The organism is Polynucleobacter necessarius, assembly GCF_900095215.1.
GTDB classification, from domain to species: domain Bacteria; phylum Pseudomonadota; class Gammaproteobacteria; order Burkholderiales; family Burkholderiaceae; genus Polynucleobacter; species Polynucleobacter necessarius_H.
In genome coordinates this window covers 1,515,859-1,537,684 of sequence record NZ_LT606949.1, presented here as the reverse complement: position 1 = coordinate 1,537,684, position 21,826 = coordinate 1,515,859, and the positions used below count along the sequence as shown (strand labels likewise).

The following is a 21,826-nucleotide window of genomic DNA, read 5'->3' as shown; positions in this document are numbered from 1 at the left end:
ACTCTTTCGATTGGTCGCGCAGCTCGGAGTAACACCCAATTAATTACGCGAGATACACCATTGTCCTTCAGAACGCGGGCAATTTCATTGAGAGTTGCTCCGCTAGTCATCACATCATCAAACACGATGACAGTTCTATTTTGAATTTGCTCAATATGCGCTTCTTCAATATAAAACATTTCTTGAATGGCTAATTGTCGGTTGCTAAGAGAGCTGCCCGCTTGGTGTCCCGAATAATGATGGCGCTGAAGTATATAAGGTAAGGCGACTTTTGAATTTGTCTCCCACACTGAATCCGTTTAGCTATTTCCCAGTTTTGATTAAATCCGCGTTGCGCCAGTTTTTGCGCGCTTAGTGGCACAGGCGGTAAGAAGTGGGCGGTAGTGTGTTCTAGTTGCCATGAGAGAAGTAAATTCCAAGCCTTGCTGAGCGCATGCGCAAAAGCAACCCGCTTTTGATATTTGAATTCATGCAAAGGGATTTGCAGCATTCCTTCGTAGCGATCTAGGCAATACGTTTCATCGAAATGCGGTAATAGTATTTGACAAGGCGCACATCGTTGTTGCGTAATCTCTTCGGATTGAAGTGCAATGCCGCATTGGTAGCAACATTGGTAATTGAATAGACCCTCATTACGCAATACATCCAAGCAGTGAGTGCAGATGGAGAGTTCTTGGAATTTCTGACAAGTGATGCAAGCTGTTGGCAATAGTCGTTCACAGATGGCTTGAAAAATGTTCTCTGGAAATCACATGAGGCGCTGAGTATACTGAGCCAATGACCCAGCCCATCAGATGGTTACAAGACGAAATTGCAGATCGCATGCTGCAAAAGCTGGACATCGTTAAGCTCGATGTCAAAGATATTTTGATAGTGCCGGATTTTCCTGGCAAGCATTTGGGTGCGCTGGCTAAGCGGTATCCAAAGGCTCAATTATTGAGTGTCACAAATGAAGGGGTTTCGAACTTTCAAATGTGGAGTGCCAAAGCGTTGGCTAATTGGCGATCCTTTTTTGATGGCAGTACTAGCAAATTAGTTGGCTACATATCCACTGGAAAATTTGATATTTCTGACAATTCTGTTGATTTAATTTTTAGCGACTTGCTTTTGCAGGATCTAGCTGATCCAAAACATTTCCTTCAGGAGTGCTGGCGTGTACTGCGCGAGGGCGGTTTAATTACATTTAGCTATTTGGGTCCTGACACCGCTAAGGAGTTGCGCTCCCTTGCTGTGCCGGCATTGAAGCTAAAGAATTTATTGAGTCCATGGGATATGCACGATATGAGCGATGCCCTGTTGGCTGAACGGTTTTCCGACCCAGTGATGGATATGGAATGCTTAACTCTTGACTACGAGAAGCCTGAGTTATTGCTCGAAGATGTTAGCGCTCTGAAATTGATGCATTCCGCCCCTATTGAAATGACTGCAATGGATGTTTTGCCGCAAAAACTTACCTTAGAGGTGGTTTACGGGCACGCATGGGCCGTTGGAAAGCATCTGGCAAAGGCTAAGGACAACGTGGCCTACATTGATCTAAATCAAATTGGGCGCAAGACTAGGACAGATTCTGCTTAAGTGTAAGCGCTTACTATCATTTAAACCTTCGCCAAGATTGGATCAAGATGGGTTAACCCTGTTTGTTATTGCGCTTAATTAAGCCTATAATCACGGCAGTATGTATTGGCTTGAGACCGTTGTTTGGGGATTTTGTGGCATTTTTGCCGCTTTGCTAACGACAATAAATAGAGAATCAGATGAATTTATTTGGAAAAGTCACTAGGGCTTCGCTCTATTTCGCAGTAGCTTTTGGCACTGCTTTTTCTCATGCAGCAGAGAACATGCCTGGTGGCCCAGCTGTTAATCAGCTGAATTTTGCGCCCGCTGTGACCAAAATCATGCAAGAGATCCACTGGTTGCATTGGATGATGTTGGCAATTTGCGCATTGATTTTTGTGGGCGTTTTTGGAGTGATGTTCTATTCCATCTTGAAGCACCGCAAATCATTAGCTCATAAATCAGCCTCATTCCACGAGAGCACCACTGTTGAAATTATTTGGACAGTTATTCCATTGCTCATCGTGATTGGTATGGCATTGCCTGCAACAAAAACAGTTGTAGCAATGAAAGACACCACAAACTCTGACATCACTATTAAGACTACTGGTTACCAGTGGAAGTGGGGTTACGACTACATTAAAGGTGAGGGCGAGGGCATTAGCTTCCTCTCAACAATGTCTACTTCACGCGAAGCTATTAATAACCTCGCGCCAAAATCAAATGCGTATTTGATGGAAGTGGATAACGAAATGGTTGTTCCTGTTGGTAAGAAGATTCGTTTGATTACTACTGCTAACGACGTGATTCATGCTTGGACTATTCCAGCGTTTGGCGTTAAGCAAGATGCGATTCCAGGTTTTGTTCGTGATACTTGGTTTAGAGCTGAAAAGATCGGCACATTCCGTGGCCAGTGTTCTGAGCTCTGCGGCGCCGAGCATGCCTTTATGCCTATCGTTGTGAAAGTGGTGTCTCAAGAGGACTACAGCAAGTGGGTCGAAGAGAAAAAAGAAATGGGTGCTGGCGGCGATGATCCATCTAAGGTTTACACATTAGATGAGCAAAAAGAGCGCGGCGCTAAAGTGTATGCAGCGAACTGCGCAGCTTGTCACCAGCCAAACGGCAAAGGTGCGGGCGCGTTCCCAGCGTTAGACGGTAGCAAAGTTGTTTTAGGTCCTAAAGCTGGTCAGTTCAACATCCTTATCAATGGTAAGGGCGCGATGCCTAATTTGGCTGGTGTGATTTCGGATGGCGATATCGCTTCGGTCATGACCTATACACGTAACGCATGGGGTAATAAGACGGGTGAAGTGATTCAGACCCAAGAGATTATTACTGCGCGCGGCGGCAAGTAATTCAGATTAACTAACACAGATAAAACGAAACCGGAGTACTCCATGAGCACAGTCTCTACTACCCACGACCACGCACACGATCACGCGCATGATGATCATATGCCACATGGCTGGCGTCGTTGGTTGTTTGCAACCAACCATAAAGACATCGGCACGATGTATTTGATCTTCTCATTTGTGAGCTTGTTGGCTGGCGGTGTGATGGCATTGGGAATTCGTTTGGAATTATTCCAACCAGGTTTGCAATTTTTGCGTCCAGAGTTCTTTAATCAATTAACCACCATGCACGGTTTGGTGACGGTGTTCGGCGCGATCATGCCAGCCTTCGTTGGTTTTGCGAACTGGATGGTGCCTTTGCAAATCGGCGCGTCTGATATGGCATTTGCCCGTATGAACAACTTTAGCTTCTGGATTCTTCCAGTGGCGGCAACATTGTTGTTGAGTTCATTCCTTGTTCCTGGTGGCGCTCCATCAGGTGGTTGGACGCTCTATGCTCCATTGACCTCACAAATGGGTCCTGGCATGGATATGGCGATTTTTGCGCTCCACTTGTTGGGTGCTTCATCCATCATGGGTGCGATCAATATCATCGCAACCATTTTGAATATGCGCGCTCCTGGCATGACGTTGATGAAGATGCCAATGTTCTGCTGGACCTGGTTGATCACTGCGTACTTATTGATTGCTGTGATGCCTGTGTTGGCTGGCGCGATCACGATGGTTCTGACTGATCGTCATTTCGGTACTTCATTCTTCTCGGCTGTTGGTGGTGGCGACCCAATCATGTTCCAGCATATTTTCTGGTTCTTTGGTCACCCAGAGGTTTACATCATGATTCTTCCGGCATTCGGAACCATCAGTGAAATCGTTCCCGCTTTCTCCAGAAAAACTTTGTTTGGTTATAGCTCCATGGTTTATGCGACCGCATCGATTGCGATCTTGTCATTCATCGTTTGGGCTCACCACATGTTTGCCACTGGTATGCCGGTAACTGGTCAATTGTTCTTTATGTATGCAACTATGTTGATCGCTGTTCCAACCGGCGTGAAGATTTTTAACTGGGTTGCAACAATGTGGAAAGGGTCAATGACCTTTGAAACGCCAATGTTGTGGGCTATCGGTTTTATCTTCGTTTTCACTATGGGTGGCTTTACTGGTTTGATGTGCGCGATGGCGCCAATTAATATCGGTATTCAAGATACTTACTACATCGTTGCTCACTTCCACTATGTGTTGGTAGCAGGCTCATTATTCGCACTGTTCGCTGGTTTCTACTACTGGTGTCCTAAGTGGACTGGCTACATGGCTAGTGAAACTCGCGGCAAGATCCATTTCTGGGCTTCCATGATTTTCTTTAACATTACCTTCTTCCCAATGCACTTCTTGGGCTTGGCAGGTATGCCACGTCGTTATGCCGACTACCCAACTCAATTTGCAGATTTCAACATGATTGCTTCGATCGGTGCTTTGGGCTTCGGTTTGGCACAGGTTTATTTTCTGCTCTTCGTTGTTATGCCAGCGTACCGCGGTCAAGGTGAAAAAGCGCCGATGACGCCATGGGATGGAGCTAAAGGTCTTGAGTGGACTGTGCCCTCACCAGCGCCACATCACACTTTTGAAACTCCGCCTAGCGCTGAGCAAATGCGTGAAGCAGGAATTTAATTCATCAAGGAAGCAGGCCATTGCTGCGAATAACCGCAGGATGGGCTTGATTCTTTTGAGTGTTGTAGTGACGTTTTTTATTGGTATTGTGATTAAACGGAGTATGTTGGGTTAATCCAGCTTATTGGGATGGTTACAACGCAAACGTTAAATCGACAGATTTTGTTGAAGCTTTTGGTAGCAGCAGTAATGATGTTTGGTTTTGGTTATGCATTAGTTCCGATGTATAAAGCCTTGTGTGAGGTTACTGGGATTAATGTGGTCACCAGCAAGAATGATTATGGTATTCGTTCCTTTATCCCTAATAAGGTAGGCAATACACAGGTTAATTATTCTCGTACGGTGACTATTGAGTTTGACTCAAATAGCCGTGGGCCGTTCACTTTTAAACCGGTGAAGAATTTTTTAGAAGTTCATCCTGGCGAAATGACAGAGATTGTTTATGAAGTAACTAATAATCTCGGTCGTACAGTGCGCGCTCAAGCAATACCAAGCTATGCGCCCAAAAGTGCAACGGAGTTTTTTACGAAATTAGAGTGCTTTTGTTTTCAAGAACAAACGCTTGCAGCAAATGAAACGAAGAGGATGCCGGTGGTTTTTGTAATCGATGCAGGCTTGCCTGATGATGTAAAAACAATCACTTTGTCCTATACCTTCTTTGAGTTGGGTTTAGGTGGCATCCCGCCAGCCCCAAAATTAAAGGTGGCTTCATGAAGAAGAAAAGTAGTTTTATGCAGTCTATGAAAGCCGTAATGTGGGGCTTTTTGGGTGTGCGTAAAAAAGCAGGTTTGCAGGAAGATGTAGCTTCATTAAGTTTTGTGCACATTATCATTGCAGGTGTTGTCGGTGCCTTGATTTTTATGGGCGTTCTCCTGTTGATAGTGAAAGCAGTTGTGTCCCATTGATTATTTTTTTGATTGAATAGAGAGAATAAGATGTCATCCAATTCAACCCCATACTATTTTGTCCCTGGACTATCTAGACATCCAGCAATGGCCGCATTCGGCTTACTTGCCTTTGGTTTTGGTATTTCTGGATGGGTAAATCATGCCTCTTGGGGCGGCCCCCTATGCCTCGCGGGCGTAGCTTTTGTTCTCTACGTCCTCTACAACTGGTTTGGCGACACGATTGCGGAGTCAAACGCTGGCAAGAATGGCGTTAACGTAGACATCTCATATCGTTGGTCAATGGCATGGTTCATTTTCTCTGAGATCATGTTCTTCGGCGCATTCTTTGCGGCTCTCTTCTATGCGCGCAATATTGCAATGCCTTGGATGGGTGATGTTGAGAGCAAATTACTGTGGCCTGATTTCCAAGCGGTTTGGCCAAATGATGGTCCTGCTGGTTTGGTTGAGAAATTCACCACAATGGGTCCTTGGCCAATTCCAACGATCAACACTCTATTGTTGTTGAGTTCTGGCGTGACTATCACGATTGCTCACCATTCATTGGTTGAGAACCATATGAAGAAAGCCATTGTTTTCTTGGCTGCAACAGTTGGTTTGGGCGCAGTTTTCTTTGGCTTCCAGGTTTATGAGTACTACCACGCATACCATGCGTTGAACTTGAAGTTGACTTCAGGTATCTACGGCTCCACATTCTTTATGCTGACTGGTTTCCATGGCTTCCACGTTTTCCTTGGTGCCACCATGTTGGCGATCGTGTTGCGTCGTATGATTCGTGGCGATTTCACTTCTAAGCATCACTTCGCGTTTGAAGGCGCTGCTTGGTACTGGCACTTTGTCGACGTAGTCTGGCTCGGTCTTTATATCGCTGTTTACTGGATATAAACAAATAAAAATCGGGGCTTTAAAGCCCCGATTTGTTTTTAGTGCTCAATCTAATGGCGCTACTTAATTAGCGTCCACTTTGATTCCAGTGGCTTCAATCAGGCCGAAGTAGTGCGCTAGAAGAATGCCGATAAACAAGGCGATGGACAGTCCAATCCGCAACATGAGCGAATGAACCATGCGCGAGCTGTTACCCTGGTCTTTCATCATGTAATACAAGGCCGATCCTAAGCTAAAAACAATCATTAGTAGGGCAATTGGAATAAGCCACTTCATTTCAAATCCTTATTTTTTAAATCTCTTGAATAGTCTTTTTAAAGCTCTCGTTGCAAAGCGGATAGTGGCTACTCTATCAGCCTTACTGGTCATGGCGGTTGGCTGTGGRGCAGGTATTTGGCAATTGAGTAGGGCTGATACCAAAATTGCCATGGCGGCTACTTTACTGGCTCGTCAGCAAATGCCGATCTTGAATGCGAATGCAGGGCCTTGGAGCTTGGAGGAGGCTAGTGAACGCCGTATGATTGCCCGAGGTCAGTACCTGCCGAATGCAGCTGTTTGGTTGGATAACCGACCTAGACCTATTCCGCCAGCGGGAAGCGCTACAGCGCAGTCAGGCTTTTATCTGATGATGTCTTTGAGGCTTGAGGGCAAAGATGAGGTTCTGTGGATTAATCGAGGGTGGGCGCCACGCAACAATGAAAATCGCGAGACCTTGCCACCCGTAAAGACGCCAAGCAGAGTGGTCAATATTGAGGGCATCGTATTCGCTCATCCTGGCAAAGTCTATGAGCTGGGAAATAACAAGATTGATGTTGATGTAAGCAAGCCCCGAATTGTGCAAAACTTCGATCTAGAAAGCGAAGGTAAGCTCCGTGGTTGGAGCCAATCCCCCTTTATCTTGCGTGAAGTAGAAGTTGGCGCGGAAGATGGTTTGCTGCGAGATTGGGCGCCTCTGACGAGTGGGGTCGATCGCCATTATGCTTATGCATTCCAGTGGTTTGCCTTGGCTTTTACTGGATTTTTATTTTGGCTGTTCACGGGCTTGCGTCAATATCAACGACAAAGTGTTAGTAATGGGCATCGAGGGGATCAAGAGTGAGTGATAAAGATTTATTAATTCCGGCGTCGCAGATAGATTCATCTGTAATTAATGCGCGCACTCGTCGTGGCCGCATTCAGATGCTGTTGTTATTTCTGGCTTGCGCCTCTCCAGTCATTGCCTCTTATTTTGCTTATTACGTAATTAAGCCAGAAGGGGGTAAAACCAATTTTGGAACCTTGGTTTACCCAGCTCAAGACTTCAATACTGCGTGGCTTGATACGCCTATGCAAGGCAAGTGGACGCTTTTGATTGCCCGTCCAGCGGGGGAGTGCCAAATAAAGGATGAGAAATGTATTGAGGCTCTCTTCTTGATGCGTCAAGTAAGGGTTGCTATGGGCAGACAGAGTAAACGCTTGCAGCTGATCTGGGTCAATACGGATGACAAGCCTGTGGATCCAGAAGTAAGCAAGGTTTATGACGAAAAAATAGCAGGCTTGAAGATTGTTTCATTGCCATCAGACTCTAAGAGTTGGGCTGAATTTGAATCTTGGTTAAATAAAGATGGTGCGGGCAAGGAAATCCAATTAATTGATCCGAGCCCTGCAAAGATGATGTATTTCCCGGTTACGAATTCTCCTAAAGAGTTTTCTAGTATGAAGAAGGATCTAGAAAAACTCTTGAAGTTAAATCACAAAGGCGAGAATTTGTAATGCCAAGTTTGCTTTTGTTTCTGGAGTTGGCGGCCATTGCAATTGTCTTTGCGGGCTTGCCATTGCTTTATCTTTGGAGAAAACCAGGCTATAGCTTTTTCCAAAAACTCAATTGGGTATTGGTCTTCATGACCTTTGATCTGATTGTGTTTGGCGCCTTTACGCGCTTAACCGACTCGGGTTTGGGTTGTCCTGATTGGCCTGGATGTTACGGTACTTCTAATCCTTTACATGCTCTTAGCGAGATTCAGCAGGCTGAGAGCGCCTTACCTACTGGGCCTGTGACGGTGATTAAGGCGTGGATTGAAATGGTTCACCGTTACTTGGCAATGACGGTAGGCGCATTGATTTTGGTGCAAGTAGGGCTTGCATATAGCAAGCTAAGGAGCTTAGGCGGTAAGCCTTTGCTTGGTAGTTTGGGACTGCTGTTGTTAGTTTGTGTTCAGGGAGCATTTGGTGCTTGGACGGTGACATTGAAGTTGCAGCCAATTATTGTCACTGTACATTTGATGTTGGCTTTAGTTTTGTTGGCTTGTCTAACGGCTTATGCACAACAGACTTGGGAGAATAAGTCTTCTGCGGTTCGTGTGATTCGAGTGCGACCACTATCGGCGCCAATGTTATTGCTCGCTTTCATTGTTTTATTTATTCAGGTTTTTTTAGGCGCTTGGGTGAGTACCCACTATGCGGTCTTGGCCTGTCCAGATTTTCCAACTTGCTTGGGTAGCGCATGGCCAGAGACAAATTGGGGTGAAGGCTTTGCTCTTTGGCGTCAGCTAGGCTTAAATGCCAATGGTGAATTTATTTCCACTGTCGCTTTACAAACGATTCATTGGGCACATCGCCTATTTGCAGTCGCTGTCTTATTGGTGCTCGGCATCTTGGTGGTCAGGGCTCTTCAGCTGGCAGCGCCCGTTCTATCAGGCTTAAATCAGATCGCTAAGCTTTTGCTAGGAGCGCTCCTTCTCCAGGTGGTGACTGGTATTTCGAATGTGGTGTTTCAGTGGCCTGTGTTGGCGGCTTTATTGCATACCGCTGGCTCTGCTGCTTTGGCATTCTGTTTGGTCAGAATGAGTTATTGGGCCTCTTGGAAGCCTTTTATTCAAAAGAAGATGGCATAAATATGAGTGACTCTAAAACAAGCGCACCAGTGGCAATGCCGCGTTGGCGTCAATATTGGGTTTTAACTAAACCCAGAGTGACTCAACTCGCCGTTTTTTGCGCGGTAATTGGGATGTTCTTGGCGACGCCGGGAATGGTTCCTTACCCCGTGCTCTTCGGTGGCATTGTGGGCATCTGGCTCTTGGCAGGCGCAGCGTTTGCAGTCAATTGCTTAATTGAGCAAGCAGTTGATGCGAAGATGAAGCGTACCGCTTGGCGTCCATCCGCTACAGGCGAGGTAACACCATTTCACATTATTGTTTTCTCAATTGTTTTGGGTTCGCTCGGGATGATTATTTTGTGGAATTTCTGCAACCCACTCACAATGTGGCTAACGCTTGCTACGTTTGTTGGTTATGCAGTGATCTATACCTGGCTCCTGAAGCCCGCGACCCCACAAAACATTGTCATTGGTGGTTTAGCTGGCGCCATGCCGCCAGCATTGGGTTGGGCGGCAGTAACAAATACGCTTTCCGCGGAAGCTTGGCTTTTGGTGTTAATCATTTTTGTATGGACGCCACCACACTTCTGGGCATTGGCTTTATATCGTCGTGATGACTATGTGCAGTCTGGTCTGCCAATGTTGCCGGTCACCCATGGAGAGCGCTTCACACTCTTAAATATAGTGCTCTATACCCTCATCTTGATTGCGGCTACGATGTTGCCCTATATCTATGGCATGAGCGGTATGGTGTATTTGATATCCGCCATCATTTTGGGATTGTTGTTCTTGGCTTATGTGCTTGCGCTATTTATTTCGTATAGCGATGCTTTGGCTAAGAAAATTTTCCGCTTCTCCATTACCTATTTGTCGCTGCTCTTCGCGGCGCTTTTAATAGATCACTATTTCCTCTGAGATGAATATGAATTTGCTACGCATTTGTTTTTTGGCGGCCTTGTGTTTTGTATTGACTGCTTGCAGTCCAAAGCCAGAGTTCAAAAATATTGATATCACGGGTAGCACTGCATTTGGTAAAGACTTTATCTTGGTTGACCCTGATGGAAAGGTGAGAACCTTGGCTGACTTTAAGGGCAAAGTGGTGGCGATGTTCTTTGGCTACACCCAGTGCCCTGATATCTGCCCAACGACTTTGACGGAGATGCAGCAAGTGATGACCTTGATGGGGCCTCAGTCAGACAAGGTTCAAGTGCTTTTTGTAACGGTAGATCCAGAGCGCGATACTGCGGAAATTTTGAAGCAGTATGTGCCCGCATTTGATCCCCGTTTCTTGGGTCTGCGTCCTGCAGATGAAGCTGCGTTGGAGAAGGTCACTAAGGACTTCAAGATTTATTATAAAAAGATGCCCGGAACCAAGCCTGGCTCATACACCATGGATCACACGGCAGGAAGTTATGCGTTTGATCCCGAGGGGCGCTTACGTTTATATATCAAGCACGCACAAGGTCCAGAGACCTTGGCGCATGATTTGAAAGAATTGCTGAAGTAAAAAATAAAAAGAGTTCTTAAGCGAACCCTTTTTATTTAGGCTGCTTGTAGCAAGCCGCGCATTTTTTTGAGGGCAGCAGTTTCAATTTGACGAACGCGCTCAGCTGAGATGCCATATTCATCAGCTAGATCGTGTAGCGTCTTTGTGCCATTGCCTTCAGCATCCATCGCCAACCAACGAGACTGCACAATATTGCGGCTACGCTCATCTAACGCCATCAGCGCTTGATCTAGCTTAGGACCTTGTAGTGCATCAGTTTCAGCGCTGGCGATACGAGCTGTAGGCTCTTGAGAATAGTCTGCAAGCCACTGAATGGGCGCATAAGCAGACTCATCATCGCTATCATCGCCTTCCAGCGCAACATCACCACCAGCAAGACGCATTTCCATTTCTTTAACGTCAGAGCCTTTGACATCAAGCGCGTTAGCCAGAGCTTCTACTTCGCTCGGAGTTAATGCGCTTAAGGTCGGTTTGTTGCTGCGTAAATTAAAAAATAATTTACGTTGTGCTTTGGTGGTCGCTGTCTTCACTAAACGCCAATTCTTGAGGATGTACTCATGAATCTCCGCTTTAATCCAATGGATTGCGTAAGACACTAAGCGAGCGCCATTGCTTGGATCGTAGCGTTTTACCGCTTTCATCAAACCAATATTGCCTTCTTGAATGAGGTCGGCATGTGGAATGCCATAGCCAAGATATTGCCGAGCAACAGAAACTACCAAGCGCAAATGGGAGAGCACCAAAGTTTTAGCGGCATCTACATTTTCTGTGCGACGAAACTCTTGCGCAAGATGTAGCTCTTCCGCGGCGCTGAGCATTGGTACGCGATTAACGTACGCAATGTATGAATCGAGAGTGCCAACACCAAGCGTTGGCAGCATTGGAAATGCAGACGCCGCCGCAGTCTGCGCGACTGGCAGCGTTTGCAAATTCGGTTTGTCAGATTTCTTTTGAACCATTTTTTCTTATAAATATGAGGTGTTAATAAAATTCCATTTTAGCACTCTTGTCAAGAGAGTGCTAACGGTTTTGATGCTATTGGATATATCTATAAGTGATTGATTTAATTGAATAATTCTGATGAATAGTGCCCTGCTGTGAAGGGGGCTAAATCATCAATTCCCTCGCCTTTGCCTAGGGCTAAAACAGCGGGTTTTTGCCCATCTTGTAGGGTGTGGGCAATGGCGCAAATAACGCCGCCTTTGGCGGTGCCATCCAGCTTGGTCACAATGATGCCGGTGAGGCCCAGAGCGGCATGAAAGGCTTTTACTTGGCTTAACCCGTTCTGCCCTGTATTGCCGTCTAAAACGAGTAGTGTGTGGTGGGGCGCTCCAGGTAGCGCTTTACTGATGACGCGTTTCACCTTCTTAAGCTCTTCCATTAGGTTGTCCTGAGTGGCTAGGCGACCAGCAGTATCAATAATGAGGATGGTGCTTTGACGCGAGATGGCTGCATGAATCGCATCATGGGCAACAGCGGCAGCATCACCGCCTTCTTGGGTAATGACATCCACCTGATTGCGTCCGCCCCACTCTTGGAGTTGATTGCGTGCGGCGGCTCTAAAGGTGTCGCCAGCAGCTAGGAGGACAGATTTGCCTTGAGACTGAAAGAGTCTGCAGAGTTTGCCAATGGTCGTTGTCTTACCTGCGCCATTTACCCCTACAACCAGCCATACCTCTGGGGTGTTAGGCTTATCGCTTGTGAATAGCGGGTTTGGTGATGGTTCAATAGCGGTTAATAGCGTGCTGACTTCTTGAATTAAGAGTGTTCGTAACTCTTCAGGACTGGAAGCTTTTTCGGATTTGGCTGCTTTACGTAGTTTGCTGATGAGTTGTTCAGTTGTAGGTAGGCCCACATCACTTTGAATCAGTGATTCTTCCAATGCATCAAACCAAGATTCATCAACCTTGCTTGATTTAAAAAGAGAGCCGAGGGTTTTACGTAAGCCGAACATATAATCGATACAATTTAAAATATGCATCTTATCAATTCAATTCTTGTGATATGGGTGATTTAGCAGATGCTTTCCAATGTACTTCGAATTTCCTTTGCATTCATCTTTTTTGCGCAATTTAATTTGGCCGCTGGTGCTCCTTCAGCCGATACGCATGAGTATCGGTTAAGTAATGGTCTGAAATTGATCGTTAGGGAGGATCGCCGCGCGCCCACAGTGGCACATATGGTTTGGTATCGAGCCGGCGCTATGGATGAGGTCAATGGCAATACGGGGGTGGCTCATGTACTGGAGCACATGATGTTTAAGGGCACCGACAGCGTGAAGGCGGGCGAATTCTCACGCTTAGTGGCCGCTGTAGGTGGGCGTGAGAATGCGTTTACCTCACGTGATTACACCGCGTATTTTCAGCAGGTGGAAAAATCCAAATTAGAAGATGTCATCAAACTTGAAGCTGATCGCATGTCAAATCTCAATTTTGACGATGCGGAGTTCTTGAAAGAAATTCAAGTGGTCATGGAAGAGCGTCGTTTGCGCACAGAAGACAACCCAAGTAGTTTGCTCAATGAATCATTAATGGCGACCGCCTTCATGAACTCTCCTTATCGTTACCCTGTTATTGGCTGGATGAATGATTTACAAAATATGAAGGCATCGGATGCGCGTGATTGGTACCGCAGTTGGTATGCGCCAAATAATGCAACTGTAGTTATTGCTGGTGATGTGGATGCGAAAAACGTTTTAGGCTTGGTAGAAAAATATTATGGCGTCGCTGCCCCTCATGAATTACCGGTTCGCAAACCACAAATTGAGCCAACCCAAAGAGGTATTAAGCAGGTCCAGGTGAGGGCGCCCGCAGATAGCGCCCAGTTCGCTATGGCGTGGAAGGTTCCACGTCTTCAGCCGGGCAAGCTGGATGATGTTGAGTCCTATGCGCTAGAGCTTCTAACAGCAGTGTTAGATGGATATGACAATGCTCGCTTAAATCGCACCCTCGTTAAACAAGAAAAAGTAGTCAATGATATTGGCGTGCGTTACGACATGATCTCTCGTGGGCCCCAGCTGTTTCTGATTAGCGCAACGATGGCTAAAGGTAAAACGGTGGAGCAGGCTCAAACTAGTATTCGTAAAGTGCTTGAAGAGTTAAAGCAAAAAGGAATATTGGAGTCAGAACTTAAAAGAATCAAAGTACGAATTTTGTCCGAACAAATTTATAAGCGCGACTCTATCTTTGGACAAGCAATGGAAATTGGCAGCACTGAGATGGCTGAATTTTCTTGGAAAGATATTGAGTATATGTTGGAGAAGATGCAAACCATTACTCCTGAACAAGTCCAGGCGGTTGCTAAAAAATACCTGGTTGATGCAGGTTTAACAATTGCTACTTTGGATCCGCAGACACGTAAATCAGTAACCAAGGAGGGCAAGTAATGAAAGTCTGCTGGAAGATCATTTCAGTTTGCCTCTTCAGCTTGGGCATTGTGGGAAATGCCAATGCCATCTTGCCTATTGAAAAGTTGGATTCGTACAAAGGTGCTCAAGCCTATTTAGTTCAAACCAAAGCATTGCCCATGGTGGATATTGAGGTCAGTATCGATGCGGGTGATCGCTATGACCCTGCCGGCAAGAGTGGTTTGGCGGATATGGTTGCTGGTCTGATGAATTATGGCGCCAAGGGTGAAAAAGGGGTCTTAACAGAAGCCCAAATTGCCGATGAAATAGCGGATTTGGGCGCCAATATTGGTTTATCCGTGAGCGGGGAGCGAGCCATTTTGCGGATTCGTAGCCTGAGCAGAAAAGACTTGCGTGATAGAGCGGTGCGGTTGGCTGGAGCAATGCTGAGTGCGCCGACTTATGACTCGAAAATTGTGGAGCGTGAAAAGCAAAGAACCATTACAAATTTGCGTCAAGCCGAAACAAAGCCAGATTTTGTGCTGGAGCGGCGCTTTAAAAAATCAGTTTATGGCAGCTATCCTTTGGCAGATTCGCCAACAGTGCAGTCAGTAAGCGCAGTCACTCCTAGTGATTTAGTGAAATTCCATAAACAGTTTTATCGTGGTGATCGCATGATCTTGAGCATAGTAGGCGATGTTGATCGTGTTCAGGCTACTGACATCGTGCAGGCTTTGTTAAAGCAGATTCCACGGGCAGGTCAGCCTATTGCGAAAATCCCCGAGCTACAGCGTTCCCTCATTGAGCCATTAGCCGAGCGAGAGATACAAATCCCATTTGATTCTCAGCAGGCTCATATTGCGATGGGTATGACTGCGGTCGCGCGTAGTAATCCCGACTATTTTCCATTGCTAGTTGGTAACTACGTATTGGGTGGCGGTGCTTTGGTATCACGCCTAATGTCTGAGGTTCGCGAGAAGCGTGGATTGGCTTATAGTGTATTTAGTTACTTTGCCCCAGGACAAGAGAATGGAGTTTTCCAGGCGGGTTTGCAAACCAATAGCGATCAAGCCGCTCTGGCTTTGGATGTCATGAGCTCAACGATCGCTCAATTTATTGCCGATGGACCAAAGCAGTCTGAGCTTGAAGCTGCCAAAGCAAATTTAATCAATGGTTACCCATTGCGTATTGATAACAATCGTAAATTGTTGGATAACGTTTCCTCAATTGCTTGGAATCATTTGCCGCTAGATACGATGGATGTTTGGACTAAGCAAGTAGAGGCAGTAAGCTTGGAGCAAGTGAAAGCAGCGTTTCAAAAATATCTGGCAATGGATCGGATGAAAATTGTTGTTGTGGTGGCAAAAAATAAATAAGCCTGCTAAAAATCTGAAAACAGAGCCACCCAAGACAGTTCGAATTATTGGTGGCAATTGGAGAAGTCGTTTGCTAACGGTTTTGGATTTACCTGGCTTGCGTTGCTTGGATCTTTTTGCGGGAACGGGTGCTTTGGGTTTTGAGGTAGCCTGAAGGGGTGCTGACTTAGTAATACTGCTTGAAAAAGATAAAAAAGCTTGTGCAAACTTCAGCGTCAACCCCGCTTTATTGCAGTCATCTCCAGCTACTGGGATCGTGGAAATATTGCAACGAGACAGTCTTGAGTTTCTCAAGCAGCAGGCGGATCGTTCTAGCAATCTCATTTTTATTGATCCCCCATTTCAGGATGCTAGCTTGCTGGATAAAGCAGTTATTAAGAAGGCGGGCAGAGTTTGCGATGATGCTGCGGGGGCGGTATTTATGTGGAATTTCCCTTTAGCCGAGCGCGCGAAGAAATAGGGGCCCTACTGCCAGATTGGCATTGTGGAAAATACTTAGAGGCTGGACAAGTAAAAGCTTGTCTATTTCGTAGTGGAAGAAGCTAAACTCTTGCCTGTAGCTGATAAAGCCTTAGGAGCGTTATGACTGTTGCTGTATATCCTGGAACATTTGATCCATTTACTCGTGGTCACGAAGACTTGGTGCGCCGCGCATCTAGTATTTTTACAGATTTGATTGTAGGGGTTGCCGACAGTCGAAGTAAGCGTCCATTTTTTACTTTAGAAGAACGCATTGATATTGCCAAGGAAGTGCTTGTCCACTACCCCAATGTCAAAGTGGTTGGCTTTACTGGTCTGCTACAAGATTTCGCACGTGAGCATCAGGCACGTGTGATTGTGCGTGGCTTGCGCGCAGTTTCAGATTTCGAATACGAATTCCAAATGGCGGGCATGAATCGCTACCTGTTGCCGGATGTTGAAACCTTATTCTTAACTCCGTCGGACCAGTATCAATTTATCTCCGGTACCTTTGTGCGTGAAATTGCTTCCATGGGTGGGGATGTCAGTAAGTTTGTTTTTCCTTCAGTGGAAAAATGGCTCGTCAAAAAAATTGCCACTGGCGCTCAGAAAAAAGAGTGATCAAATGAAGCTTGGTAAGTAAATTATGGCTTTAATGATTACGGACGAATGCATCAACTGTGATGTATGCGAACCGGAATGCCCGAACGATGCAATTTATATGGGTCTGGAGATTTATGAAATCGATCCCAATAAATGTACTGAGTGTGTCAGTCACTATGATGCGCCTCAGTGCCGTCAAGTCTGCCCAGTAGATTGCATTCCATTTAATCCCGAGTTTGTCGAATCTCAATATCAATTAATGGCGAAATTTCGTCAACTGACTGCTGAGAAAAAGGCTAAAACAGCGTAACTGAGCAACTTAAAGAGCTAGCCCTTAGAGTGCAGCTCCATCATGGCGGTTTGAGTATCACCCCTTAAAAAAAGCGGCAATATATCCAATCCATTTTCAATACTGGCATCAATGAGTTTTTGCTCGGCTAGTTGCGGCCTACGCAATACATAGTCCGCGACATCCATGGGTCGCCCATCGCCTGCCAAGTCTCTAGGGTGGCCAATACCCAGACGTAAGCGCCAATAATCGGGGGTGCTTAAATGCGCCTGAATATCTTTTAAGCCATTGTGCCCGCCCGTGCCGCCACCTAATTTGAGACGTGCAGTTCCGGGCTTTAGATCAAGCTCATCCTGAACTACCAAAATATCCGCAGGAGTCATTGTGTGGAAGCGACAGAGCGCGCCTACAGATTGGCCACTGAGATTCATGTAAGTGCTGGGCTTGAGAAGAAAAAGATCTTCGCCTTCCCATTTTGCTTTCGCTACTTTTCCATGAAAGCGTTTTTCTGACTCAAAGCGAGCGCCTAATTGTTTTGCTAAAGCGTCGACAAACCAGAAGCCAGCATTGTGCCGATCCGCTTCGTGTTCATCTCCAGGGTTGCCTAAGCCAACAATGACTTTAGTCATGCTGAGAGTTTAAAGATATAAAAGTATTTCGCCAAAAAAAGAATAAAAATTTGGGGCAATAAAAAGGCCCGCTTGCGCAGGCCTTCTAATCCAAGCGATTGAGCTAATAAATTAAGCTTTATCGTTTGGCGCTTCAGCTGCAGGAGCTGCTTCTGGTGCAGCAGGCGCATCTGTAGGCTCAGCAGCTTTAACTGCTGGGATACGTGCGTTTGCAATCACTGGGTTTTCTTGCTCAACATGTAATACCAAGGTAACGCATTTTGGCAATGCGATGTCTTTAGCATGAATACCGTGACCCACTTCAATCTTCGCTAAGTCCACTTCGATGAACTCTGGCAAGTCTGCTGGTAAGCAAGAAACTTCGAGCTCAGTCATGATGTGGCTAATTACTGCGCCTTGCAATTTCACAGCTGCTGAAGTGTCAGCGTTTGTGAAGTGCAATGGAACGCGCATATGAACTTTTTCAGTCGCGGATACGCGCTGGAAGTCAACGTGCAAAACCAAGGGCTTAAATGGATGCATCTGGTAATCGCGTAACAACACTTTCTGTGTCTTGCCACCAATTTCCAAATCCAAAATGGATGAGTGAAATGCTTCTTTACGGAGAGCATGGAACAACGCGTTGTGGTCGAACTCGATGACCAAGGCTGGATCTTTACTACCGTAAACGATTCCCGGAGTTTTTCCGGAATTGCGCAGACGGCGGCTCGCACCCGTTCCCTGTACGCTTCTTTCAAAGGCTACAACTTTCATATTAAATTCCCTAGTTGAGATTAATTTCCGTTCGCGACCAAACAGAAAATCCTTTTATTATATCGTTGGAAAGGACATTTTTGCCTACAAAAGGCTTAAAACTGCCAAAAACCGGGGTAAAACAGCGTTTTTTGGCTTATTCGGCAAACATCGACATGACTGAATCACCTTTGCTAATGCGTGAAAGGGTTTCAGCGAGGATCGGGGCAACGCTCAATTGGCGAATCTTGGATACTTTCATCGCCTCTGGGGTCAGGGGGATGGTGTCAGTGACAACCAATTCATCTAATTCTGATGCGGCAATACGAGCCACAGCACCGCCTGAGAGGACTGCGTGAGTACAGTAGGCGGTAACGCCCTTGGCACCCCTCTCTTTCAGCGCTTCAGCGGCCTTACAGAGGGTTCCGCCGGTATCGATGATGTCATCCATGATGACGCAGTGACGACCTTCTACTTCGCCAATTAGATGCATCACTTCAGATACGTTTGCTTTAGGGCGACGTTTATCAATAATCGCCAAATCAGTGCCTAATTGTTTAGCCATGGCACGGGCGCGTACAACGCCACCAATGTCTGGGGACACGATGATCAGGTCTTTTTGAGTCTTCTGCGCCTGCAGGTCGGCCAATAAAACTGGAGAGGCATAGATGTTATCCACAGGGATATCAAAGAAGCCCTGAATTTGGTCAGCATGGAGATCCATGGTCAAAACACGCTCGATACCGGCGACGGATTGCAGCATATTGGCCACAATGCGTGCGGAGATCGCAACGCGTGCAGAACGTGGACGACGGTCCTGACGAGCATATCCGAAGTAAGGAATCACTGCGGTTATACGGCTTGCAGATGCTCGTTTTAGGGCATCAATCATGATCATGAGTTCTATCAAGCTGTCGTTTGTAGGCGCGCAGGTTGATTGGATAACCACGACATTTTTGCCGCGGACGTTTTCTTGAATTTCGACTTGGATCTCACCGTCAGAAAAACGGCCAACAAAGGCTTTTCCCATGGGGAGATTGAGCTCTTTGGCTACAGCCTCGGCCAAAACGGGATTTGCGTTGCCTGTGAAAAGAGTCAATAAATCTGCGTTTATGGAGGACATAGTTTTAGGGGTTTTGTAGGGTCAAAAGGTTATCTGTGTCGGTTCTACAGTATTTGGCAGGGGAAGAAGGATTCGAACCTTCGTATGCTGGAATCAAAATCCAGTGCCTTAACCAGCTTGGCGATTCCCCTATAGGTCAATCTGAAGAAATCAAATTGTAAGCGGGATTTTTATTTAGCCCCAGAACAACCCGACCTACCCACCCTTCAGGAAGATTTTGTAGAAGATTTTCTAGTTTTGCGATGTCCGTCTTAGGATCTAAGACTGCAAAAACGCTACTTCCAGAACCAGACATTCGGGGATGTGAGCCCGGTACTGCCTTGGTAATCCAATCCAAAGCTTGCTTCACTGCTGGGCAAATCCGCATCGCTACAGCCTCACAATCATTCGATTGATACAACAATGGCGATGCAAGAAAGCCATCAATTGTAATCTTAATCTGAGCGTGATCTCGGGTCAATTCTGGGTCTTGAAAAATGCTAGCGGTAGCGATTCCTTGGTTGGGGAATATGACTAAAAAGTGGGGGGTTTCGAGGGCAATTTCTTGGATTTTCTCCCCAATGCCTTCAACAAAGGCATTTTTCCCAAAAATGAAGAAGGGGACGTCTGCTCCCAGTTTTAATCCTAGTTCGCAAAGTGTTTCTGTAGATAAATTCAGATTCCAAATGGCATTTAGTCCAATTAAGGTGCTTGCCGCATCCGAGGAGCCGCCCCCCATACCCGCGCCAATCGGAATTTCTTTTTGCAGGTTGATTTCAACGCCGCCTTCAAAATTGCAAAAATCTTTTAATAATTTTGCCGCGCGAACAACGAGGTCTTGTTCAAGTGGAACGCCAGCAATGGGATTGATTCTGCGTACTTCATTTTCAGAAATGCGTTTTAAGTGGAGTGTGTCACACCAATCAATCAGCTGAAAAACGGATTGAAGAAGATGATAGCCATCATCTCTTCGCCCGAGGATATGTAAAAAAAGATTGAGCTTAGCTGGCGAACGGAGCGTTAAAAAATCACTGCTCACAGTTTGTATTTCTCTGAATCATTCGGACGATCAAATACCAGTCGAATATCAATCGAACCAATGTTTGAGCTGCGTGTCATGGTGAGTTTTTCTAGTTGGTTGGTATTGCTCCATGTGTAGATTAAGTCCCAACCATCCTGACTAATTTTGCTCACCTGGCCCTTCGCATTTCTATCAACACTTGCTTCGCTGCCGGCGCGAACTTCGCCTCTTAACCAATTGGATAAGCCTCGCGCGGGTAGTGGTAGTCCCAAAGTGTTTTGTACTAAGGTATCGGCATCAACCTCGGTCACTATCTTGCCGTCGCTTTCTAATGTAGCTTCACCTGGCGTAATAGTAATTTTTGCAATCGAGCAACCCATATGGTTACGTATTTCTAATACATCTTTTAATGATTCTTGCGTAAGGGTAAAGCCACCGGAGTCACCTTGGTTTTGAGACTCTGTTAAGCCAATCACCTTTACGGCGAAGCGTCCGTCCCATGAGCCTTTGGCGGCTTGATCACCCCTATTCCAATCGGGCTTAAAGCGCTTTAATGTTTCTTTGAGGGTTGGATTATTTGCATCCAATTTTTGTCCCTGCCGCCACATCGCTTCCGCCTCAGCGTGTCGATTCATGACCCATAGCACTTCACCGGTATGCGCCGCAATATCCGCTTCTGGTTTCATGGCAAAGGCTTGCTGCAGTTTCTCTAACGCAAGCACATTTTTTCCAAGACGGAAGTTCACCCAACCAAAGCTATCCAGAATGAAGCTATCTTTTGGAGAAAGCTGATGTGCTTTGCTGATGAGTGTGAACGCTTCGGAAAGCTTTACGTTGCGATCAGTCAAGGAGTAGCCCAGCGCATTTAAAGAATTCACATCATTGGGGTTTTTGCGCAAGATATCGCGCAAGGTTTTTTCCATGACATCAATACGACCCACTTTTTCAGCAGACATGGCGTAGGTGTAAAGCAATCCAGAGTCTTTGGGCGCGATTTTGACGGTGGATGCGATTTCATAAAAGGCGCGCAATGCTTCGGCTTCATCTTTGGCTTTAGCGAGCAGTGCCTGTAACTGCAGCAATGTATTTTCTTGTTGGGCAGGCGTTTGTTGGTGAAGTAAAGCGATGGCCGGCTTGATGGCATCAGACCAGCGGTTGCTGAGGACCAGGAGAGTGACTAAAACTTCTTTGGGTTTTGTATCTGAGGCTGTGGATAGCTCGTCCCAAGTCTTGGCCGCTTGCATTGCTAAATCCGGAGAGCCGCCTGCGATGGCTATTTCCATCGCTCTTTGCGCCAGTCTCGGATCTTTGTATTGGCGTGCCATCTCGAGATAAGTGTTGTACGCCAAACCGGCTTCTCCTCTCTGCAGGGCAATTTCCGAGGCAAGCACCTCAAATACCGCTTCACCTGTTTGCAATCCATTTGGTTGAGGCTGGGCATGGGCGAGTGCAGCGACTCCACCAGTCAAGGCCGCCAGGAATAAACCTTGCAATAGAGGTTTCAGTGTGAATTTGCTCATAAGCACATTCTAATCCGCGAATCTACA

The 21,826-nt window shown here is 46.2% G+C and carries 27 protein-coding genes, 1 tRNA gene and 1 pseudogene; 18 read left to right on the top strand and 11 right to left on the bottom strand.

Going from position 1 to position 21,826, the window contains the following annotated elements:
- Positions 1-8: 8 nt before the first annotated feature.
- Positions 9-179, bottom strand: a pseudogene (locus tag DXE35_RS10770) (ComF family protein); the annotation flags it as partial.
- 11 nt (positions 180-190) lie between these two features.
- Positions 191-490, bottom strand: a complete 300-nt coding sequence (locus DXE35_RS09340) for a hypothetical protein (protein ID WP_162784913.1) — start codon at positions 488-490, stop codon at positions 191-193.
- Between the two features lie 332 nt (positions 491-822).
- On the opposite strand from DXE35_RS09340, the gene DXE35_RS08270 reads away from it, so the two are divergent.
- From DXE35_RS08270 to DXE35_RS08245, 7 genes are all read left to right on the top strand, one after another.
- Positions 823-1,575, top strand: a complete 753-nt coding sequence (locus DXE35_RS08270; protein WP_114690424.1) for a class I SAM-dependent methyltransferase — start codon at positions 823-825, stop codon at positions 1,573-1,575.
- Positions 1,576-1,754: 179 nt separating this feature from the next.
- Positions 1,755-2,909: a cytochrome c oxidase subunit II gene (coxB, locus tag DXE35_RS08265; RefSeq protein WP_114690200.1), complete on the top strand. Its 1,155-nt coding sequence runs from the start codon at positions 1,755-1,757 to the stop codon at positions 2,907-2,909.
- A gap of 42 nt (positions 2,910-2,951) precedes the next feature.
- The gene (gene ctaD, locus DXE35_RS08260) at positions 2,952-4,571 is read left to right on the top strand and encodes a cytochrome c oxidase subunit I (protein ID WP_114690199.1); all 1,620 of its coding nucleotides are present in this window, start codon (positions 2,952-2,954) and stop codon (positions 4,569-4,571) included.
- Positions 4,471-4,686 carry a cytochrome oxidase small assembly protein gene (locus DXE35_RS11085; protein ID WP_269459886.1) on the top strand — a complete coding sequence of 72 codons (216 nt, stop codon included), beginning with the start codon at positions 4,471-4,473 and terminating at the stop codon, positions 4,684-4,686. Before ctaD ends, DXE35_RS11085 begins: the two co-directional genes overlap by 101 nt.
- A 14-nt stretch (positions 4,687-4,700) precedes the next feature.
- Positions 4,701-5,285, top strand: a complete 585-nt coding sequence (locus DXE35_RS08255; protein ID WP_114690198.1) for a cytochrome c oxidase assembly protein — start codon at positions 4,701-4,703, stop codon at positions 5,283-5,285.
- Entirely contained in the window at positions 5,282-5,476 is a 195-nt protein-coding gene (locus DXE35_RS08250) for a DUF2970 domain-containing protein (RefSeq protein WP_114690197.1), read from the top strand. The genes DXE35_RS08255 and DXE35_RS08250 overlap by 4 nt, the downstream gene beginning before the upstream one ends.
- Before the next feature lie 30 nt (positions 5,477-5,506).
- On the top strand, positions 5,507-6,361 hold the full coding sequence (locus tag DXE35_RS08245; RefSeq protein ID WP_114690196.1) for a cytochrome c oxidase subunit 3: 855 nt from the start codon (positions 5,507-5,509) through the stop codon (positions 6,359-6,361).
- Positions 6,362-6,424: 63 nt separating this feature from the next.
- Here DXE35_RS08245 and DXE35_RS08240 read toward each other — a convergent pair whose 3' ends face one another.
- On the bottom strand, positions 6,425-6,637 hold the full coding sequence (locus tag DXE35_RS08240; protein WP_114690195.1) for a twin transmembrane helix small protein: 213 nt from the start codon (positions 6,635-6,637) through the stop codon (positions 6,425-6,427).
- 64 nt (positions 6,638-6,701) lie between these two features.
- On the opposite strand from DXE35_RS08240, the gene DXE35_RS08235 reads away from it, so the two are divergent.
- From DXE35_RS08235 to DXE35_RS08215, 5 genes are read left to right on the top strand one after another with little or no spacing between them, the layout of a single operon-like run.
- Positions 6,702-7,460, top strand: coding sequence for an SURF1 family protein (locus DXE35_RS08235; protein WP_231970104.1), 759 nt, complete (start codon positions 6,702-6,704; stop codon positions 7,458-7,460).
- A complete protein-coding gene (locus DXE35_RS08230) occupies positions 7,457-8,113 on the top strand; it encodes a hypothetical protein (RefSeq protein ID WP_114690194.1) in 657 nt (218 codons plus the stop codon). Before DXE35_RS08235 ends, DXE35_RS08230 begins: the two co-directional genes overlap by 4 nt.
- Positions 8,113-9,234 carry a COX15/CtaA family protein gene (locus DXE35_RS08225; RefSeq protein ID WP_114690193.1) on the top strand — a complete coding sequence of 374 codons (1,122 nt, stop codon included), beginning with the start codon at positions 8,113-8,115 and terminating at the stop codon, positions 9,232-9,234. Before DXE35_RS08230 ends, DXE35_RS08225 begins: the two co-directional genes overlap by 1 nt.
- 2 nt (positions 9,235-9,236) lie before the next feature.
- Positions 9,237-10,130, top strand: a complete 894-nt coding sequence (cyoE, locus tag DXE35_RS08220) for a heme o synthase (protein WP_114690422.1) — start codon at positions 9,237-9,239, stop codon at positions 10,128-10,130.
- A 7-nt stretch (positions 10,131-10,137) separates the two neighbouring features.
- The gene (locus tag DXE35_RS08215) at positions 10,138-10,722 is read left to right on the top strand and encodes an SCO family protein (RefSeq protein WP_231970103.1); all 585 of its coding nucleotides are present in this window, start codon (positions 10,138-10,140) and stop codon (positions 10,720-10,722) included.
- 35 nt (positions 10,723-10,757) lie between these two features.
- On the opposite strand, the gene rpoH is transcribed toward DXE35_RS08215, so the two are convergent.
- Together rpoH and ftsY are read right to left on the bottom strand one after the other, a co-directional pair.
- Positions 10,758-11,681 carry an RNA polymerase sigma factor RpoH gene (gene rpoH, locus DXE35_RS08210; protein WP_114690191.1) on the bottom strand — a complete coding sequence of 308 codons (924 nt, stop codon included), beginning with the start codon at positions 11,679-11,681 and terminating at the stop codon, positions 10,758-10,760.
- Positions 11,682-11,785: 104 nt separating this feature from the next.
- Positions 11,786-12,703 carry a signal recognition particle-docking protein FtsY gene (ftsY, locus tag DXE35_RS08205; protein ID WP_231970102.1) on the bottom strand — a complete coding sequence of 306 codons (918 nt, stop codon included), beginning with the start codon at positions 12,701-12,703 and terminating at the stop codon, positions 11,786-11,788.
- A 39-nt stretch (positions 12,704-12,742) separates the two neighbouring features.
- On the opposite strand from ftsY, the gene DXE35_RS08200 reads away from it, so the two are divergent.
- The 6 genes from DXE35_RS08200 (at position 12,743) to DXE35_RS08180 (ending at position 16,816) form a co-directional block, all read left to right on the top strand.
- Entirely contained in the window at positions 12,743-14,107 is a 1,365-nt protein-coding gene (locus DXE35_RS08200) for a M16 family metallopeptidase (protein WP_114690189.1), read from the top strand.
- Positions 14,107-15,444: a M16 family metallopeptidase gene (locus DXE35_RS08195; RefSeq protein ID WP_114690188.1), complete on the top strand. Its 1,338-nt coding sequence runs from the start codon at positions 14,107-14,109 to the stop codon at positions 15,442-15,444. Before DXE35_RS08200 ends, DXE35_RS08195 begins: the two co-directional genes overlap by 1 nt.
- Positions 15,422-15,598: a hypothetical protein gene (locus DXE35_RS10765; RefSeq protein WP_231970101.1), complete on the top strand. Its 177-nt coding sequence runs from the start codon at positions 15,422-15,424 to the stop codon at positions 15,596-15,598. The genes DXE35_RS08195 and DXE35_RS10765 overlap by 23 nt, the downstream gene beginning before the upstream one ends.
- Before the next feature lie 18 nt (positions 15,599-15,616).
- Positions 15,617-15,904: an RsmD family RNA methyltransferase gene (locus tag DXE35_RS10760; protein WP_331851958.1), complete on the top strand. Its 288-nt coding sequence runs from the start codon at positions 15,617-15,619 to the stop codon at positions 15,902-15,904.
- A gap of 122 nt (positions 15,905-16,026) precedes the next feature.
- Positions 16,027-16,524 carry a pantetheine-phosphate adenylyltransferase gene (gene coaD, locus DXE35_RS08185; protein WP_114690187.1) on the top strand — a complete coding sequence of 166 codons (498 nt, stop codon included), beginning with the start codon at positions 16,027-16,029 and terminating at the stop codon, positions 16,522-16,524.
- A 25-nt stretch (positions 16,525-16,549) separates the two neighbouring features.
- Positions 16,550-16,816 carry a YfhL family 4Fe-4S dicluster ferredoxin gene (locus DXE35_RS08180; protein ID WP_114690186.1) on the top strand — a complete coding sequence of 89 codons (267 nt, stop codon included), beginning with the start codon at positions 16,550-16,552 and terminating at the stop codon, positions 16,814-16,816.
- 17 nt (positions 16,817-16,833) lie between these two features.
- Here the strand turns inward: DXE35_RS08180 and pth are convergent, their stop codons facing one another.
- The 6 genes from pth to DXE35_RS08150 all read right to left on the bottom strand — a co-directional run bounded on the left by pth (position 16,834) and on the right by DXE35_RS08150 (position 21,799).
- Positions 16,834-17,424 (bottom strand): aminoacyl-tRNA hydrolase, encoded by a 591-nt coding sequence (gene pth, locus DXE35_RS08175; protein ID WP_114690185.1) that lies wholly within the window; start codon positions 17,422-17,424, stop codon positions 16,834-16,836.
- Positions 17,425-17,535: 111 nt separating this feature from the next.
- Positions 17,536-18,177, bottom strand: a complete 642-nt coding sequence (locus DXE35_RS08170) for a 50S ribosomal protein L25/general stress protein Ctc (protein WP_114690184.1) — start codon at positions 18,175-18,177, stop codon at positions 17,536-17,538.
- Positions 18,178-18,313: 136 nt separating this feature from the next.
- Positions 18,314-19,279: a ribose-phosphate pyrophosphokinase gene (locus tag DXE35_RS08165; protein WP_114690183.1), complete on the bottom strand. Its 966-nt coding sequence runs from the start codon at positions 19,277-19,279 to the stop codon at positions 18,314-18,316.
- Between the two features lie 54 nt (positions 19,280-19,333).
- Positions 19,334-19,410, bottom strand: a tRNA-Gln gene (locus DXE35_RS08160).
- 5 nt (positions 19,411-19,415) lie between these two features.
- Complete coding sequence (gene ispE / locus DXE35_RS08155; RefSeq protein WP_415070313.1) at positions 19,416-20,306, bottom strand: 4-(cytidine 5'-diphospho)-2-C-methyl-D-erythritol kinase; 891 nt, start codon at positions 20,304-20,306, stop codon at positions 19,416-19,418.
- Positions 20,294-21,799 carry a lipoprotein insertase outer membrane protein LolB gene (locus tag DXE35_RS08150; RefSeq protein WP_114690181.1) on the bottom strand — a complete coding sequence of 502 codons (1,506 nt, stop codon included), beginning with the start codon at positions 21,797-21,799 and terminating at the stop codon, positions 20,294-20,296. The genes ispE and DXE35_RS08150 overlap by 13 nt, the downstream gene beginning before the upstream one ends.
- Between the last annotated feature and the right edge of the window lie 27 nt (positions 21,800-21,826).